Source organism: Chenggangzhangella methanolivorans (assembly GCF_019797865.1).
GTDB lineage: Bacteria > Pseudomonadota > Alphaproteobacteria > Rhizobiales > Methylopilaceae > Methylopila > Methylopila methanolivorans.
Genome location: NZ_CP081869.1, coordinates 2421891 through 2434478, shown reverse-complemented (window position 1 = coordinate 2434478; position 12588 = coordinate 2421891). Strand labels below are relative to the sequence as shown.

General features: G+C 68.1%; 11 protein-coding genes and 4 pseudogenes. 10 read left to right on the top strand and 5 right to left on the bottom strand.

Features of this window, described 5'->3' with window-relative positions; genetic code table 11:
* Positions 1–140 precede the first annotated feature (140 nt).
* Positions 141–434, bottom strand: a complete 294-nt coding sequence (locus K6K41_RS12755; protein ID WP_261405921.1) for a hypothetical protein — start codon at positions 432–434, stop codon at positions 141–143.
* On the opposite strand from K6K41_RS12755, the gene K6K41_RS12750 reads away from it, so the two are divergent.
* From K6K41_RS12750 to K6K41_RS12735, 5 genes and pseudogenes are all read left to right on the top strand, one after another.
* Entirely contained in the window at positions 333–749 is a 417-nt protein-coding gene (locus K6K41_RS12750; RefSeq protein ID WP_261405336.1) for a CopG family transcriptional regulator, read from the top strand. The two genes, K6K41_RS12755 and K6K41_RS12750, sit on opposite strands and share 102 nt — an antisense overlap.
* A gap of 29 nt (positions 750–778) precedes the next feature.
* A pseudogene (locus K6K41_RS29485) lies at positions 779–1420 on the top strand (CE1 family esterase); the annotation flags it as partial.
* 94 nt (positions 1421–1514) lie between these two features.
* Entirely contained in the window at positions 1515–1979 is a 465-nt protein-coding gene (locus K6K41_RS29480; RefSeq protein WP_315855189.1) for a CE1 family esterase, read from the top strand.
* 684 nt (positions 1980–2663) lie between these two features.
* Positions 2664–2834, top strand: a complete 171-nt coding sequence (locus K6K41_RS12740; protein WP_261405335.1) for a hypothetical protein — start codon at positions 2664–2666, stop codon at positions 2832–2834.
* Positions 2835–2868: 34 nt separating this feature from the next.
* A complete protein-coding gene (locus K6K41_RS12735; RefSeq protein WP_261405920.1) occupies positions 2869–3069 on the top strand; it encodes an HAD family hydrolase in 201 nt (66 codons plus the stop codon).
* Here K6K41_RS12735 and K6K41_RS12730 read toward each other — a convergent pair.
* A pseudogene (locus K6K41_RS12730) lies at positions 3066–4251 on the bottom strand (IS3 family transposase). The gene K6K41_RS12735 and the pseudogene K6K41_RS12730 overlap by 4 nt on opposite strands.
* A gap of 187 nt (positions 4252–4438) precedes the next feature.
* On the opposite strand from K6K41_RS12730, the pseudogene K6K41_RS12725 reads away from it, so the two are divergent.
* From K6K41_RS12725 to K6K41_RS12705, 5 genes and pseudogenes are all read left to right on the top strand, one after another.
* Positions 4439–5138, top strand: a pseudogene (locus K6K41_RS12725) (SDR family oxidoreductase).
* 67 nt (positions 5139–5205) lie between these two features.
* A complete protein-coding gene (locus tag K6K41_RS12720; RefSeq protein WP_261405334.1) occupies positions 5206–5502 on the top strand; it encodes an I78 family peptidase inhibitor in 297 nt (98 codons plus the stop codon).
* Positions 5503–5683: 181 nt separating this feature from the next.
* Positions 5684–6685, top strand: a complete 1002-nt coding sequence (locus tag K6K41_RS12715) for a TonB-dependent receptor plug domain-containing protein (RefSeq protein ID WP_261405333.1) — start codon at positions 5684–5686, stop codon at positions 6683–6685.
* Positions 6585–7178: pseudogene (locus tag K6K41_RS12710) on the top strand (TonB-dependent receptor); the annotation flags it as partial. The gene K6K41_RS12715 and the pseudogene K6K41_RS12710, both read left to right, overlap by 101 nt.
* On the top strand, positions 7109–7843 hold the full coding sequence (locus K6K41_RS12705; protein WP_315855224.1) for a TonB-dependent receptor: 735 nt from the start codon (positions 7109–7111) through the stop codon (positions 7841–7843). The pseudogene K6K41_RS12710 and the gene K6K41_RS12705, both read left to right, overlap by 70 nt.
* A gap of 1234 nt (positions 7844–9077) precedes the next feature.
* Here the strand turns inward: K6K41_RS12705 and K6K41_RS12700 are convergent.
* The 3 genes from K6K41_RS12700 to K6K41_RS12690 form a co-directional block, all read right to left on the bottom strand.
* Entirely contained in the window at positions 9078–10643 is a 1566-nt protein-coding gene (locus K6K41_RS12700; RefSeq protein WP_261405332.1) for a hypothetical protein, read from the bottom strand.
* 125 nt (positions 10644–10768) lie between these two features.
* Positions 10769–11722: an acetyl-CoA carboxylase carboxyltransferase subunit alpha gene (locus K6K41_RS12695; protein ID WP_261405331.1), complete on the bottom strand. Its 954-nt coding sequence runs from the start codon at positions 11720–11722 to the stop codon at positions 10769–10771.
* Between the two features lie 136 nt (positions 11723–11858).
* On the bottom strand, positions 11859–12584 hold the full coding sequence (locus tag K6K41_RS12690; RefSeq protein WP_261405330.1) for a hypothetical protein: 726 nt from the start codon (positions 12582–12584) through the stop codon (positions 11859–11861).
* Positions 12585–12588 lie beyond the last annotated feature (4 nt).

The following is a 12588-nucleotide window of genomic DNA, read 5'->3' as shown; positions in this document are numbered from 1 at the left end:
GCCAGTGTCAAGTGGCGCAACCCTGCGCGTACTTGTGGTCCGAAATCTAACTAGTCAAAAATTTAAACGACTGTGTGCGGGGTGCCGGGGCATGCTCGGATGATCTGATTCAGGGTAAAAGCCGCATGCCTGCGGGTCGTTCAGAGTCCCTCCGCGTTGCTTAAAGCTAGCGTGGCCGCGCTCCACCGCTCGATGCTTAATCGCAGAAAGTTGCCTTCAAGCGGCTCCGACGCTCGAAGTCCGCGACCATCGAACCGGACATTCATGTTGGTGAGGGCTTGCAGGACATCCATAAGACATCCATCTGACATCCATGCGGATGGAGAAACGTGATGCGCGCAGTTCAGCCAGTTCGCGACAAGGGCGGCGAGACAGAAAAGATCACCGTCAATCTCGGCTATGTCGATCTCGGTCGGGTGGATCTGCTCGTGCAAGAGGGCTTTTATTCTAACCGCACTGATTTCATCCGTACCGCCATCCGTAACCAGCTCGGCGCGCATAGCGACGCCGTCTCGCAATCGATCGCGCGGCACACGCTCGAGCTCGGCTTGCGCGATTACGACAGGACGGATCTCGAGGCCGTCCGTTCGGCCGGCGAAACGCTTCACATCAAGGTCGTTGGGCTCGCAAGGATCGCATCCGACGTGACGCCGGAGCTCGCGCTCGCGACGATCGGCTCGATCACCGTCCTCGGCGCGCTCCAGGCCAGCGCCGAGATCAAAGCCGCGTTGGCCAAACGCATCCACTAGGGCGAGGCGCCCGCCATAAGGACCATGTCATGAACACCGAGTTCGCCACGGCCATGCGCCGGGCGTCGCAGCAGATGCGCGCCCAAAATCTCTCCAAAGCCACAAGGCTGATCCAGGAAGCCCTGAACCGCCGTCCGTGGGCAGGCGAGGCCAAGACCGACGGGGCGGAGCTGCGTGTCGGTCTGCTGTCGTCGACATCGCAAGACAAGGTCGCGGATGCCCCCGGAGACGCTGTGCGTCCCACGCGGATGCGGCGGCCTCTCGGCGAGACCCTCGGCACCCTCAAGCAGGGCCGTCTGAACCCCGAAATCTTTGGCGGACTCCCAGGAATGGCTTTCTCGGGACTGCAAGCGAGTGCGGCGCCTCCGCGGCCTGAAGGCGCTCGTTTCGAGACGCGAAGCTTTACCTGCGCGGCGGGTGTTCGGTCCTACAAGGTCTATGTACCGGCATCCGCCAGGGAGCGCCCTCGGGGACTGATCGTGATGCTGCACGGTTGCACGCAGAACCCGGACGACTTCGCGCTCGGTACTGGCATGAACGCGATCGCCGAGGCGCATGGTTTTGCGGTCGCCTACCCGGCCCAGACCCGGTCCTACAACGCGTCCTGCTGCTGGAACTGGTTCGACCCCAAGGACCAGCGTCGCGACGCCGGAGAGCCGGCGATCATCGCGGGGCTGACGCGCGCGGTCGTCGCCGAATTCGGAGTCGATCCCGCTCACGTCTTCGTTTGCCGGTCTGTCGGCCGGCGGCGCGATGGCGGCGGTGATGGGAAAGACCTATCCCGAACTCTACGCCGGGGTCGGCGTCCATTCCGGCCTTCCGACCGGTGCCGCCACCGACGTGGCGTCCGCCTTCGCCACGATGAGGGGCGACGGAGGCGCCGGGCAAAAGACTAGAAGCTCACGTCCAGCCATGCGCACGATAGTCTTTCAAGGGACGGCCGACCAGACCGTCCATCGTTCGAACGCCGAGCGGATCGTCGCCAACGCGACGCCTGAAGCGGCATCGATTACGACCGAACTCTTCGCAGGGCAAGCAGGGCGCCGCGGATACACCCGAACGGTGATCGCCGATCCGGCCGGCAACGCAGTGGTCGAACAGTGGTTGATCGACGGGGCCGGACACGCGTGGTCGGGAGGTCGCTCTGGCGGCTCCTATGTTGATCCAACTGGCCCAGACGCCTCGGCCGAGATGATGCGATTTTTTCTCGGCATAACCGCAGCGCATTAGCAACTGCACGACGGCATCGGGTCTACTTTAGGCGCGGAGGCCCTTCGCTCCAGACAAAAGTCTTTCGGGGCATACGCCAAAGCGGACCCTCCGCACCTTCTTCGGCGCGGAGCGCCAAGTCTCAGCGGGCGACGCTGCCACGGCCTGCGCGACCAGCTTTTGCCCCAGCCGGCGTGCTCGAACCTAATCACGCGGCCTATCGGTCGATCAAATTTAGGCCACCTGCAAGCAGCGGGGTCGCTACATCATAGCCGAGCTTATTCTTTGCGTCCGTTATTCCGGCGCCTTGCTGTTGCGCCCCGATCAATACGATGTATTTAGTCACGAGATTCAAAGTCACGGCAATAATAGCGAAACTAAAAATACTCCTAATTATCTGTGGTCAGATCGCATTTCGTATCTCATTTGGATGTCGATCTGATCAGAAATACGACACTGACATATATTTAATTTATAAACCTGGAACATCCGCGTCAAAGGTCCGTTACTTTGTCGAAGCCGGCGGAACTCAGAGATTCAGATGGCTCCAAATTGACGAACTCCGTCGCCTCCGCCGCGTTCACGACCAAGTTCGCGCCCGAAAACGTATTCGGCATGCAGCGAAGCTTCCCTCCGAGACGTGGTCATGAGGCGGCCGACAGCAACTGGCCGCCTGCTCGCTACGGTCCACATTAGGAACAGCAAATGATCATGAAAACCAATACGCCTCCCGCCGGCGCGACCACGCAGGTCACCTCTGAAGTCGAAGCCAAAGGCGGAACCGACCGGCCGAGAAACATGCCGGTGGTCCTCATCGTGAGCATTATCGCCGCTTTGATCGGAATGGGGGCCGTTTGGGGCTTCGTATTTGCATGAGCGAAACTGAAGGTTTCGGGCCGGCAAAACTTCGATGCGCGACGTGACGCCGAAACCCTCGGCGTTTCTGTTCGATCTGGACGGCACGCTGGTCGATAGTGTGTACCAGCACGTGCTCGCCTGGAAGGATGCGCTCGACGCCGAGGGTATCGAGCTTTCGGTGTGGCGCATCCATCGCAAGATCGGAATGAGCGGCTGGCCGGCCCCCATCGAGTGGTCCGGTTGGAATGTTTAGTTCATGAGCGGCGCTGACGCGACGGTTGGTGTGGCCGGCGGAGCTGGTCGGGGTTGCGCAGCCGGCCATAGCGCGACCTCTGGCGCGGGCGGCCTGTAGCCGAGCGCCGAGTGTGGGCGGATGGCGTTGTAGTGCCGCCGCCAGGTTTCGATCACGGCCTTGGCCTCGGCGAGTGAGGAGAAGATCTCGCCGTTGAGAAGCTCGTCGCGGAGCCGAGCGTTGAAGCTCTCGCAGTAGCCGTTCTCCCAAGGGCTGCCGGGCTCGATGAAGGCAGTCCTCGAGCCGACGGCGACGATCCACTCGCGGACGGCCTTGGCCGCGAACTCCGGGCCGTTGTCCGACCGGATGTGGCCCGGCGCGCCGCGGAGAATGAACAGGTCTGACAGGACGTCGATGACGTCGGTCGACCTGAGCCTCCGCCCGATCCGGATCGCCAGGCATTCGCGCGTGAACTGGCTGCGCCGACCTTCGGTTCGTCGATCACGTTGAGCATCCTGAACTTGCGGCCGTCATGCGTCCGATCCTCGACGAAGTCGTAGGACCAGTGGTTCGGCCGCTCCGGCCGCAGCCGCACGCATGAGCCGTCGTTGAGCCACAGCCGCCCGCGCTTGGGTTGCTTCGTCGGAACCTTCAGCCCCTCACGTCGCCAGATCCGCTCGACCCGCTTCAGGTTCACGACCCAGCCGGCGGAGCGCAGCAGAGCCGCGATCCGCCTGTAGCCGTAACGGCCATACTGGACAGCCAGCGCGACGATGTCGGCGGTCAGCGCCGCCTCGTCGTCGGGCCGCGTTGGGACCTTCCGCTGTGTCGATCGGTGCTGGCCGAGCACAAGGCAAGCACGGCGCTCCGTCACGCCGAGCTTGCTCACCACACGATCGACGCAGTCGCGGCGACGGGCGGGGCTGATCAGTTTCCCCGAGCTGCCTCCGCCAGGATCATCTTGTCCAGCGTCAGGTCCGACACCGCTCGACGAAGCCGGGCGTTCTCGGCCTCCAGCTCCTTCAGGCGCTTCACCTGGTCGCCCTTCAGCCCGCCATACTCGGTGCGCCAGCGATAGAACGTGACTTCGGTCACCCCGATCGACCGGATCGCTTCCGCGACCGGCCGACCTTGCGCGGTCAGAACCTCGACCTGCCGCAGCTTCGCGACGATCTCTTCAGGTGCGTGCCTCTTCCTCGGCATCGTTCAGTCCTCCACATGGCCAAAAGCCATACATCAGGGAGGACCACTTCTCAGGGGGCAGACCATCTAGACTCGTGATTTCTGAAATTAGACTCGGGTATTTTGAAAAGTGAGCCCTCGAAATTTCAAAGGGTTAGATGCTGGTGCCGACTCGCCAATTTCGGGAAACTACAGCCTGAGGCAAGCGATGTCCCGAAAGGTCGCCATCGTCACGGCGGGCGGCAGCGGCATGGGGGCGCGGCCGCCCGCCGGCTCGCCGCCGACGGGTTTTCCGTCGCGGTGCTGTCGTCGTCCGGCAAGGGCGAGGCGCTGGCGGCCGAGCTCGGGGGCTTCGGGGTCACCGGCTCCAACCAGTCACCCGACGACCTCGCGCGCCTCGTCGACGGGACCATGGAGCGCTGGGGCCGGATCGACGCGCTCGTCAACAGCGCCGGCCATGGGCCTCGCGCGCCGCTGCTCGAAATCACGGACGAGCAATGGCATGCGGGGATGGACACCTACCTCATGAACGTGATCCGGCCCGTGCGGCTGGTCGCGCCGATCATGAAGGCGCAGGCGGCGGCGCGATCGTCAACATCTCGACCGCATGGGCGTTCGAGCCGAGCGCCATGTTCCCGACCTCGGCCGTGTTCCGGGCGGGCCTCGCCGCCTATGCGAAGCTGTTCGCCGACGCCTTCGCGCCCGACAACGTGCGCATGAACAACGTGCTGCCGGGCTGGATCGACAGCCTGCCGGCGACCGAGGAGCGCCGCGGCGGCGTGCCGATGGGTCGCTACGGCCGCGCCGAGGAGATCGCGGCGACGATCGCGTTCCTCGTCTCCGAGGGCGCGGGCTACGTCACCGGCCAGAACCTGCGGGTCGACGGCGGACTGACGCGCTCGGTCTGAGCCTTATCGACGGCCGCTTCGCGCAATATATGCGGACGATCGATCGGGGCCGACCGATGAGGCCGCAATGTCCGTCTTCGCCATCGCTATCCGTTCAGGTCTGGCCGCCACGAGTCTTCTCGCCGGCTGCCTGTTCGCCGCCGCGCTCGCGCAGGCCGCGCCGAAGGCCGGCGGCTGCGAGGACGCCAAGGCGCTCACTCTGATCGGGAAGGACGCGCCCTCCGACGCGGACGCCCGGAGCCTCACCGGCGCCCGCATGATCCGCCGGGTCGCGCCGGGCGACGCGGCGACGCTCGATTTCCGTCCCGACCGCCTGACGATCGAGATCGACAAGGTCGTGGTCGTCTCGACCCGCTGCGGCTGAACCCCTGACGTCTCGGCGCTCGGCGGCGCGGTGCGTTCACGCGCACGCGATCCGCCGCCGCCGCTCGAGCAGTTGACGTAACTTTATAACATTACCTATTGTCCGCCCATCGGGGTGCGGCCGTGAACGGCCGCGACAGCGGGGTTCTTCGGACGTCATGACAATCCAGAACGGCACAGGCGTGAGGCTCCGGCTTCTCGCGACGGCGGCGCTCGCGCTGATGGGCGGCGAGGGGGCCCGGGCGCAGTCCGCCACCGACCTCGACGAGATCGTGGTCGAGACCGCGAGCCCCATCGTCGGCGAGGCCCAGGGGCCCGATCCCCAGCGCGACCGGCAGGGCGTCCTGCCCGTCGCGCCGCATGTGTTCGCGCCCGTCACGATCCTGCCGCGCGACGAGATCGCCCGCCGCGGCCCGACGACGCTCGGCGGCGCGCTCGCCGACAAGCCGGGCGTCGCGAGCACGGGCTTCGCGCCGGGCGCGGCCGACCGGCCGATCATCCGCGGGCTCGAGGGGCAGCGCGTCCGCATCCTGGAGAACGGCCTCGGCGTGCACGACGTTTCGGCGCTCGGCGAGGACCACGGCGTGCCGTTCAATCCGCTGTCGGCCGACCGCATCGAGGTGATCCGCGGCCCCGCGACGCTGCGCTATGGTTCGTCCGCCATCGGCGGAGTGGTGAACGCGGAAAACGACCGCATCCCGCGCTTCGCGCCGCCCGGCGGCTTTTCGGCGGAGGCGCTCGCCGGGCTGTCCTCGGTCGACCGCGGGCGCTCGATCGCGGCGGCGGTCAAGGCCGGCCACGGCGACATCCTGTTCCACGCCGACGGCTTCGCCACGAAGAACGGAAACTACGACACGCCCGACGGACAGCAGGCCAAACTCCGCCGCCCGCTCCACCGGGGCCTCGGTCGGCATGTCGGCGGTGACCGACGAGGGCTTTCTCGGCGTCTCCTACAGCCACTACGACGCCTTCTACCACGTGCCGGGCGGGGAGGCGGCGGAGCTCGATACGAGGCTCGATCCGCGCCAGGACAAGGTCCAGCTCGAGGGCGAGCGGCGCTTCGACGGCGGGCCTTTCGAGGCCGTGCGCTTCTGGGCCAACGCCTCGAGCTATCGCCATCGCGAGATGGGCCTCGAGCACGAGGAGCACGACCACGGCGACCACGACCATCACGACGATCATGACCATGCGGGCGAGGACGTCGTCCACGGCGTGTTCCGCAACCGGGAGGCGGAGGCGCGGGTCGAGCTCCAGCATCGGCCGGTCGCGCTGTCGTTCGGCGCGCTGAAGGGCGCGTTCGGTATCCAGGCCGGGCAGGGCAGGCTGCGGACGACGGGCGAGGCCGAGACCCTCATCGCCCCGACCGACAGCCGAACCCTCGCGGCCTATGTGTTCGAGGAGGTCGACTTCGGCGCCGGCTGGCGCGTCCAGGGCGCGGGCCGCATCGAGCGCGCGCGCGTCGACGGGACCGAGACCATCTTCCCGGGCCTCGTCCCTGGCGGCGGAGATCCGGTGAGCCGCGGCCGGGTCCGCGACTTCACGCCCGTGAGCAGCCTCGGCGTGCTGAAGGACCTGCCGCACGGCTTCGTCGCGAGCCTCACAGCGCAATATGTCGAGCGCGCGCCAAGCGGCCTCGAGCTGTTCTCGCGCGGCCCCCACCACGCCCAGGGGCTGTTCGAGATCGGCGACCCGAACCTCAAGATCGAGGCCGCGAAGTCGATCGAGTTCGGCCTGCGGCGCGCCGGGGGCCGCTCCGGCTCGACGCCAGCGCCTACGCCACCCGCTTCGACGGCTTCATCTACCGGCGCCTCACCGGGATCGGCTGCGGCCACGAGTTCGAAAGCTGCGGCGAGGAGGACGAGTTCGACCAGAGCGTCTATTCGCAGCGGAAAGCGCGCTTCTACGGCGCCGAATTCGCGGCGCAGTTCGACGCGATCGAGGCCGGGCCGAACGTCTTCGGCGTCGAGGGCCAGTACGACTTCGTGCGGGCGAAGTTCACGAGTGGCGAGAACGCGCCGCGCATTCCGCCGCATCGGCTCGGCGGCGGCGTGTTCTGGCGCAGCCAGCACGGCTTCTTCGCGCGCGTCGGGCTGCTGCACGCCTTCGCGCAGGACAAGACCGGCGCGCTCGAGACGCGCACGCCCGGCTATGACGATCTGAGGGCGGAGGTGAGCTACACGCGCGAGTTCGACCGCGCGGCGACGCGGCTGAGCTCGGTGACGGTCGGGCTCGTCGGCCAGAACCTGCTCGACGAGCGCATCCGCAACGCCGCCTCCTTCAAGAAGGACGAGATCGTGGCGCCGGGCGCGAACGCCCGCGCCTTCGTGCGGGCGCGGTTCTGAACGGCCGGTCGCTGCGTAAGGCCGGACATCGGAAGGCGTATCGACCGCAGCCGGTCATCCCGGGCTTGCCCCGGGATCCAGAACCGACGCCCGTCGAGAGTTCGCGCGAAGCGTCTCGGTTCTGGATCCCGGCTCTTCGGCCGGGATGACGGCGGCGGTTCGGACGGCTCGCTGGATGGAGCGGCGGTGCAAGGCCGCGAGCGGGATCGGGTGAGGGACGGTTCGGGAAATAGCGACGGAAACTCCAGCCGGTCATCCCGGGCTTGTCCCGGGATCCAGAGCCGACGCCCGTCGAGAGTTCGCGGGAAACGCTTCGGTTCTGGATCCCGGCTCTTTGGCCGGGATGACGGGCGGAGGTTCGTGCGGCTCGCTGGAAGAGGCGGCGGCGCAAAGGCGCGAGCGGGATCGGGTGAGGGACGGTTCGGGAAATAGCGACGAAAACTCCAGCCGGTCATCCCGGGCTTGTCCCGGGATCCTGAGCCGACGCCCGTCGAGAGTTCGCGGGAAGCGCTTCGGTTCTGGATCCCGGCTCTTCGGCCGGGATGACGGGCGGAGGTTCGGGCGGCTTGCTGGACGGGGCGGCGGCGCAAAGGCGCGAGCGGGATTGGCTGACGGACAGTTCGTGAAAGAGCGGCGGAAACTCCAGCCGGTCATCCCGGGCTTGACCCGGGATCCAGAGCCGACGCCCGTCGAGAGTTCGCGGGAAGCGCTTCGGTTCTGGATCCCGGCTCTTTGGCCGGGATGACGGGCGGAGGTTCGGGCGGCTTGCTGGACGGGGCGGCGAAGGCCGCGAGCGGGATCGGGGGACGGGCAGGCCGTGAAAGAGCGCCGGGAACCCCAGCCGGTCATCCCGGGCTTGTCCCGGGATCCAGAGCCGACGCCCGTCGGGAGTTCGCGGGAAACGCCTCGGTTCTGGATCCCGGCTCTTCGGCCGGGATGACGGGCGGAGGTTCGTGCGGCTCGCTGGACGGGGCGGCGGCGAAGGCGCGAGCGGGATCGGGTGAGCGACAGTTCGTGAAAGAGCGCCGGGAACCCCAGCCGGTCATCCCGGGCTTGACCCGGGATCCAGAGCCGACGCCGCGGCGGGAGTCTGGAGAAACCGGATCGGTTCTGGATCCCGGCCCTTCGGCCGGGATGACGGCGGCGGTTCGGGCGGCTCGCTGGAAAGGCCGCGAAAGACAAAGGCCCGGAGCGTCGCCGCCCGGGCCTTTCGCCGTTCAGATTTCCGCGACGCTCATTCGAAGGCCGCGAAGGACGAGGTCACGCGCTGGTCGGGCTTCGGCGAGGCCTTGGTTCGGAACTGCTCGGGCAGGTTCGCGGAGCGGTCCTTGCGGGCGGGCGCGGCCGCGGGGGCCGGCGCGCTCACGGGCGTGACGGCGGACTCCGCCGCGGTCTCGGCCGGCTTCTGGCCGAACAAGCCGCCCATCCAGTTCATGATCTTGCCGCCCGCGCCCTCGGGGGCGGGGGAGGCCGCGGTCGCCATCACGGGCTGCTGCGGCGTGACCTCGCGCGGGGCCGGGACCGGAGCGGCCTTCGCGCCGTTCTGGGCGGCCTTGGCGCCGGTCGGGGCGGCCTTGGCGCCGTTTGAGGCGACCTGCGTCGGAACGGAGGCCGTCGACGCCGGGATCGGGGTCTCGGCCGCCGGCTCCTCGGAGCGGAACATGCGGGCGAACAGGCTGCCCTCGGCCTTCTGGGCCTGCGGGGCGGGCGCGGAGCCGTCGGTCGCGACCGGCGTCGTGAGCGCGACCTGCTGAGCGGCCTGCGGGGCCTGGCCGGGCTTGGCCGGCGCGACGGAGGCGAGCGCCATGCCGCCGCCGGCGGCCGGCGTCGCGGCGACGGGCGCGCCGGCGGCTTCGGGGGCCACCGCCGCCACCATTACGATCGGCTGGTCGAGCGTGCGGCGCATGCGGCCGTTCTGCGCGACGTATTCGGCCGCGATCGGCTCGCTCTTGGACAGCTGCGCGATCAGGATGTTGTCGGTCTTCTCCTTGGCGGCCACCGCGCGGGCGACCGAGGGCTCGACCTGATAGCTCGGGCAGCCGGCCGTGGGCTCGAAGCTCGAAAGCCCGGCGGTCGCGTTGAAGACGTACTTCTTGCCGCAGACGTCGACCTTCGGCTCGGCCTTGGTGACCTCGAAATGGTCGGAGCCCTGCTTGAGGTTCTTCCAGAACGCCATGTTCTTGTCGTTGCGCCGGCGCGCCATGTTCTGCGCCGTCATGCGGAACGGCAGCGCCTGGAACTGGAACGAGCGCTGGCCGCCGCGGAAGCTCTCGCGGGCCATGGCGTAGATCTCGCCCATCTGGTCGTCGGTCATGGCGTAGCAGCCGGCCGAGAGACAGTCGCCATGCATCATGACGTGCTGGCCGGTGCGGCCGAGCGAACGGTCATAGGCGTTGGGGAAGCCGATGTTGAACGACAGGTAGTAGGACGACTTCGGGTTCATCTGCGCGGGGCTGACCTGATAGAACCCCTCGGGCGCCTGCTTGTCGCCTTCCTTGATCTTCGGGCCGAGCTTTCCGGAGAAGCGGCAGATGTCGTAGGTCTTGAGCAGCGCGTAGCGGCCGTCGGTCCGGCGCTTCTTCCAGACCTCGGCCTTGGCCTCTTCCTTGAAGACGCGAACGAGCATCGGATCCGAGGGGCTCATGCCCTTCTCGGTCATCAGGGAGACGAGCTCGGGCTTCAGCGGCTGGGCCGATTTCGCGTTTGCGACGACGCTGGTCTCGCGGTCGGCGTTGCAGCCGGCGAGGGCCGTTGCGACGGCGAGCACGCTGACTGCCAGCGCGGCGCGAGCGACGGACATCGAAGGTCTCCCCCGAAATGCGGGTGTGGAACGACGTTCCTACCAACTAAAATAAATACCCTTACCCGCCCGTTACCGCAAGCGGACGACGGGCGCGCGACAGCCTCCCGGAGGAGCCTCGGATTCTAGAGGGTCCGGCCGATCCTGAGGAATTTCCGCCGGCGCTCGTCGCGGATCTGCTCGCCCGACAGGCTCGAGAAGCGCTGCAGCGCGTGGTCGATCGCCTCGCCGGCGGCGTCGATCGCCTTCTCGGCCGCGCGGTGGGCGCCGCCGAGCGGCTCCGGAACCACGCCGTCGATGACGCCGAGGCGCATCAGGTCGGCCGAGGTGATCTTCATGTTGGTGGCCGCGTCCTGGGCCTTGGCGGCGTCGCGCCACAGGATCGAGGCCGCGCCCTCGGGCGAGATCACGCTGTAGATCGCGTGTTCGAGCATCAGTACGGCGTTGGCCGTCGCGATCGCGATCGCGCCGCCCGAGCCGCCCTCGCCGATGACGACGGCGACGTTCGGCACCGAGAGGTTGAGGCAGGCTTCCGTCGAGCGCGCGATGGCCTCGGCCTGGCCGCGCTCCTCGGCCTCGACGCCCGGAAAGGCGCCGGCGGTGTCGACGAGCGCGATCACCGGCAGCGAGAACCGGTCGGCCATCTCCATCAGGCGGATCGCCTTGCGATAGCCCTCGGGCTTGGCCATGCCGAAGTTGTGGCGCAGGCGCGTCTCGGTGTCCGAGCCCTTCTCCTGGCCGATCACCATCACGGGGCGGCCGCGGAACCGGCCAGGACCGCCGAGGATCGCCTGGTCCTCGCCGAAGGCGCGGTCGCCGGCGAGCGGCGTGAAGTCCTCGATCAGCCGGCCGACGTAATCGACGAAATGCGGCCTGCTCGGATGGCGCGCGACGAGCGTCTTCTGCCACGGCGTGAGGCTGGCGTAGAGGTCGCGCATGGCGGCCTCGGACTTCGCCTGGAGGCGCTGCACTTCCTCTTCGATCGCGACGCTGTCGCCGTCCTCGCCGAGCGCGCGCAGTTCGGCGATCTTCGCCTGAAGCTCGGCGACCGGCTTTTCGAAATCGAGATAGCTTTTCATCTGCCCGGCTCCGCGCCGTGAGCGCCGGGGGGAAGGAGGCGTGGTCCTGCGGAGCGCCGGCACAGTTGTTCGCCGAAGGTTGAAAAGTCAACCTGCGCCGCCGCGATGGCGGCCGCCCGCATGACGTCGTCCCCGCTCATCTCCGTCCCTTGCGGCCGGCGCGGCGACGGCTTTCGGCGAGCGCTTCTGCCGCGGCGGCGCGCCGGGCGGCCCCCGCGGAGACCTTGGCGCGCTTCGCGCCGCCCGGCGTCTGCGCCTGCCGGTCCCTGAACCTCGCCTCCATGGAAAGCAGGTCGCGGGCGAGCAGCGCGGTCTCGTCGCCGCCCTGCGCGAGGCGGCGGAGCCTTGCGTCCCGGTCCGCCACGCCGCGCCGCAAGCGCAGAAGGCGAAACAGCGGAAGCCGGCGCTGCTGCGACCGGCGGCGGGCGAACTCCTCCGCGACGCGCCGCTCGACCGCTGTCGGATCGAGACGCAGGCCGACATACTCATAGAACGCGAAGGCCAGCGGCTCGTCCGAGAACCACCGGTCGAGCAGCCAGCCGGCGTCCGCCGGATCGAGCATCGGGACCGCGGCCTTGGCGGCCGTCTGGGCCTCGAGATCGCGCCAGCTCTGCGTGCGGGCGTGGCCGAAACGGCCGCCCGCCATGCCGTTCTCCGCGCGGAGCGCCCGTTCGACGAGCCAGGCCTTGTCGCGCCAGGCGCCGATCACGGCGATCGCCAGAACGCGCAGGCCCCACCATTTCGAGCCGAGCGCGGCCTCGACCTCGGCGCGGGCCTCGGACGTCTGCGGGAGCTCGCCGAGCGCGCGGATCCGCTCGGACATCTCGCGCAGCAGCGTCGGGGAGTTGGGCGGCCCGGTCATCGCC

Excerpts from the sequence above, each read along its gene's own strand:
- K6K41_RS12750 (WP_261405336.1), top strand. The coding sequence starts at position 333 with ATGCGCGCAGTTCAGCCAGTTCGCGACAAGGGCGGCGAGACAGAAAAG.
- K6K41_RS29480 (WP_315855189.1), top strand. The coding sequence starts at position 1,515 with ATGGGAAAGACCTATCCCGAACTCTACGCCGGGGTCGGCGTCCATTCC.
- K6K41_RS12740 (WP_261405335.1), top strand. The coding sequence starts at position 2,664 with ATGATCATGAAAACCAATACGCCTCCCGCCGGCGCGACCACGCAGGTC.
- K6K41_RS12735 (WP_261405920.1), top strand. The coding sequence starts at position 2,869 with ATGCGCGACGTGACGCCGAAACCCTCGGCGTTTCTGTTCGATCTGGAC.
- K6K41_RS12720 (WP_261405334.1), top strand. The coding sequence starts at position 5,206 with ATGTCCGTCTTCGCCATCGCTATCCGTTCAGGTCTGGCCGCCACGAGT.
- K6K41_RS12700 (WP_261405332.1), bottom strand. The coding sequence starts at position 10,643 with ATGTCCGTCGCTCGCGCCGCGCTGGCAGTCAGCGTGCTCGCCGTCGCA.
- K6K41_RS12695 (WP_261405331.1), bottom strand. The coding sequence starts at position 11,722 with ATGAAAAGCTATCTCGATTTCGAAAAGCCGGTCGCCGAGCTTCAGGCG.
- K6K41_RS12690 (WP_261405330.1), bottom strand. The coding sequence starts at position 12,584 with ATGACCGGGCCGCCCAACTCCCCGACGCTGCTGCGCGAGATGTCCGAG.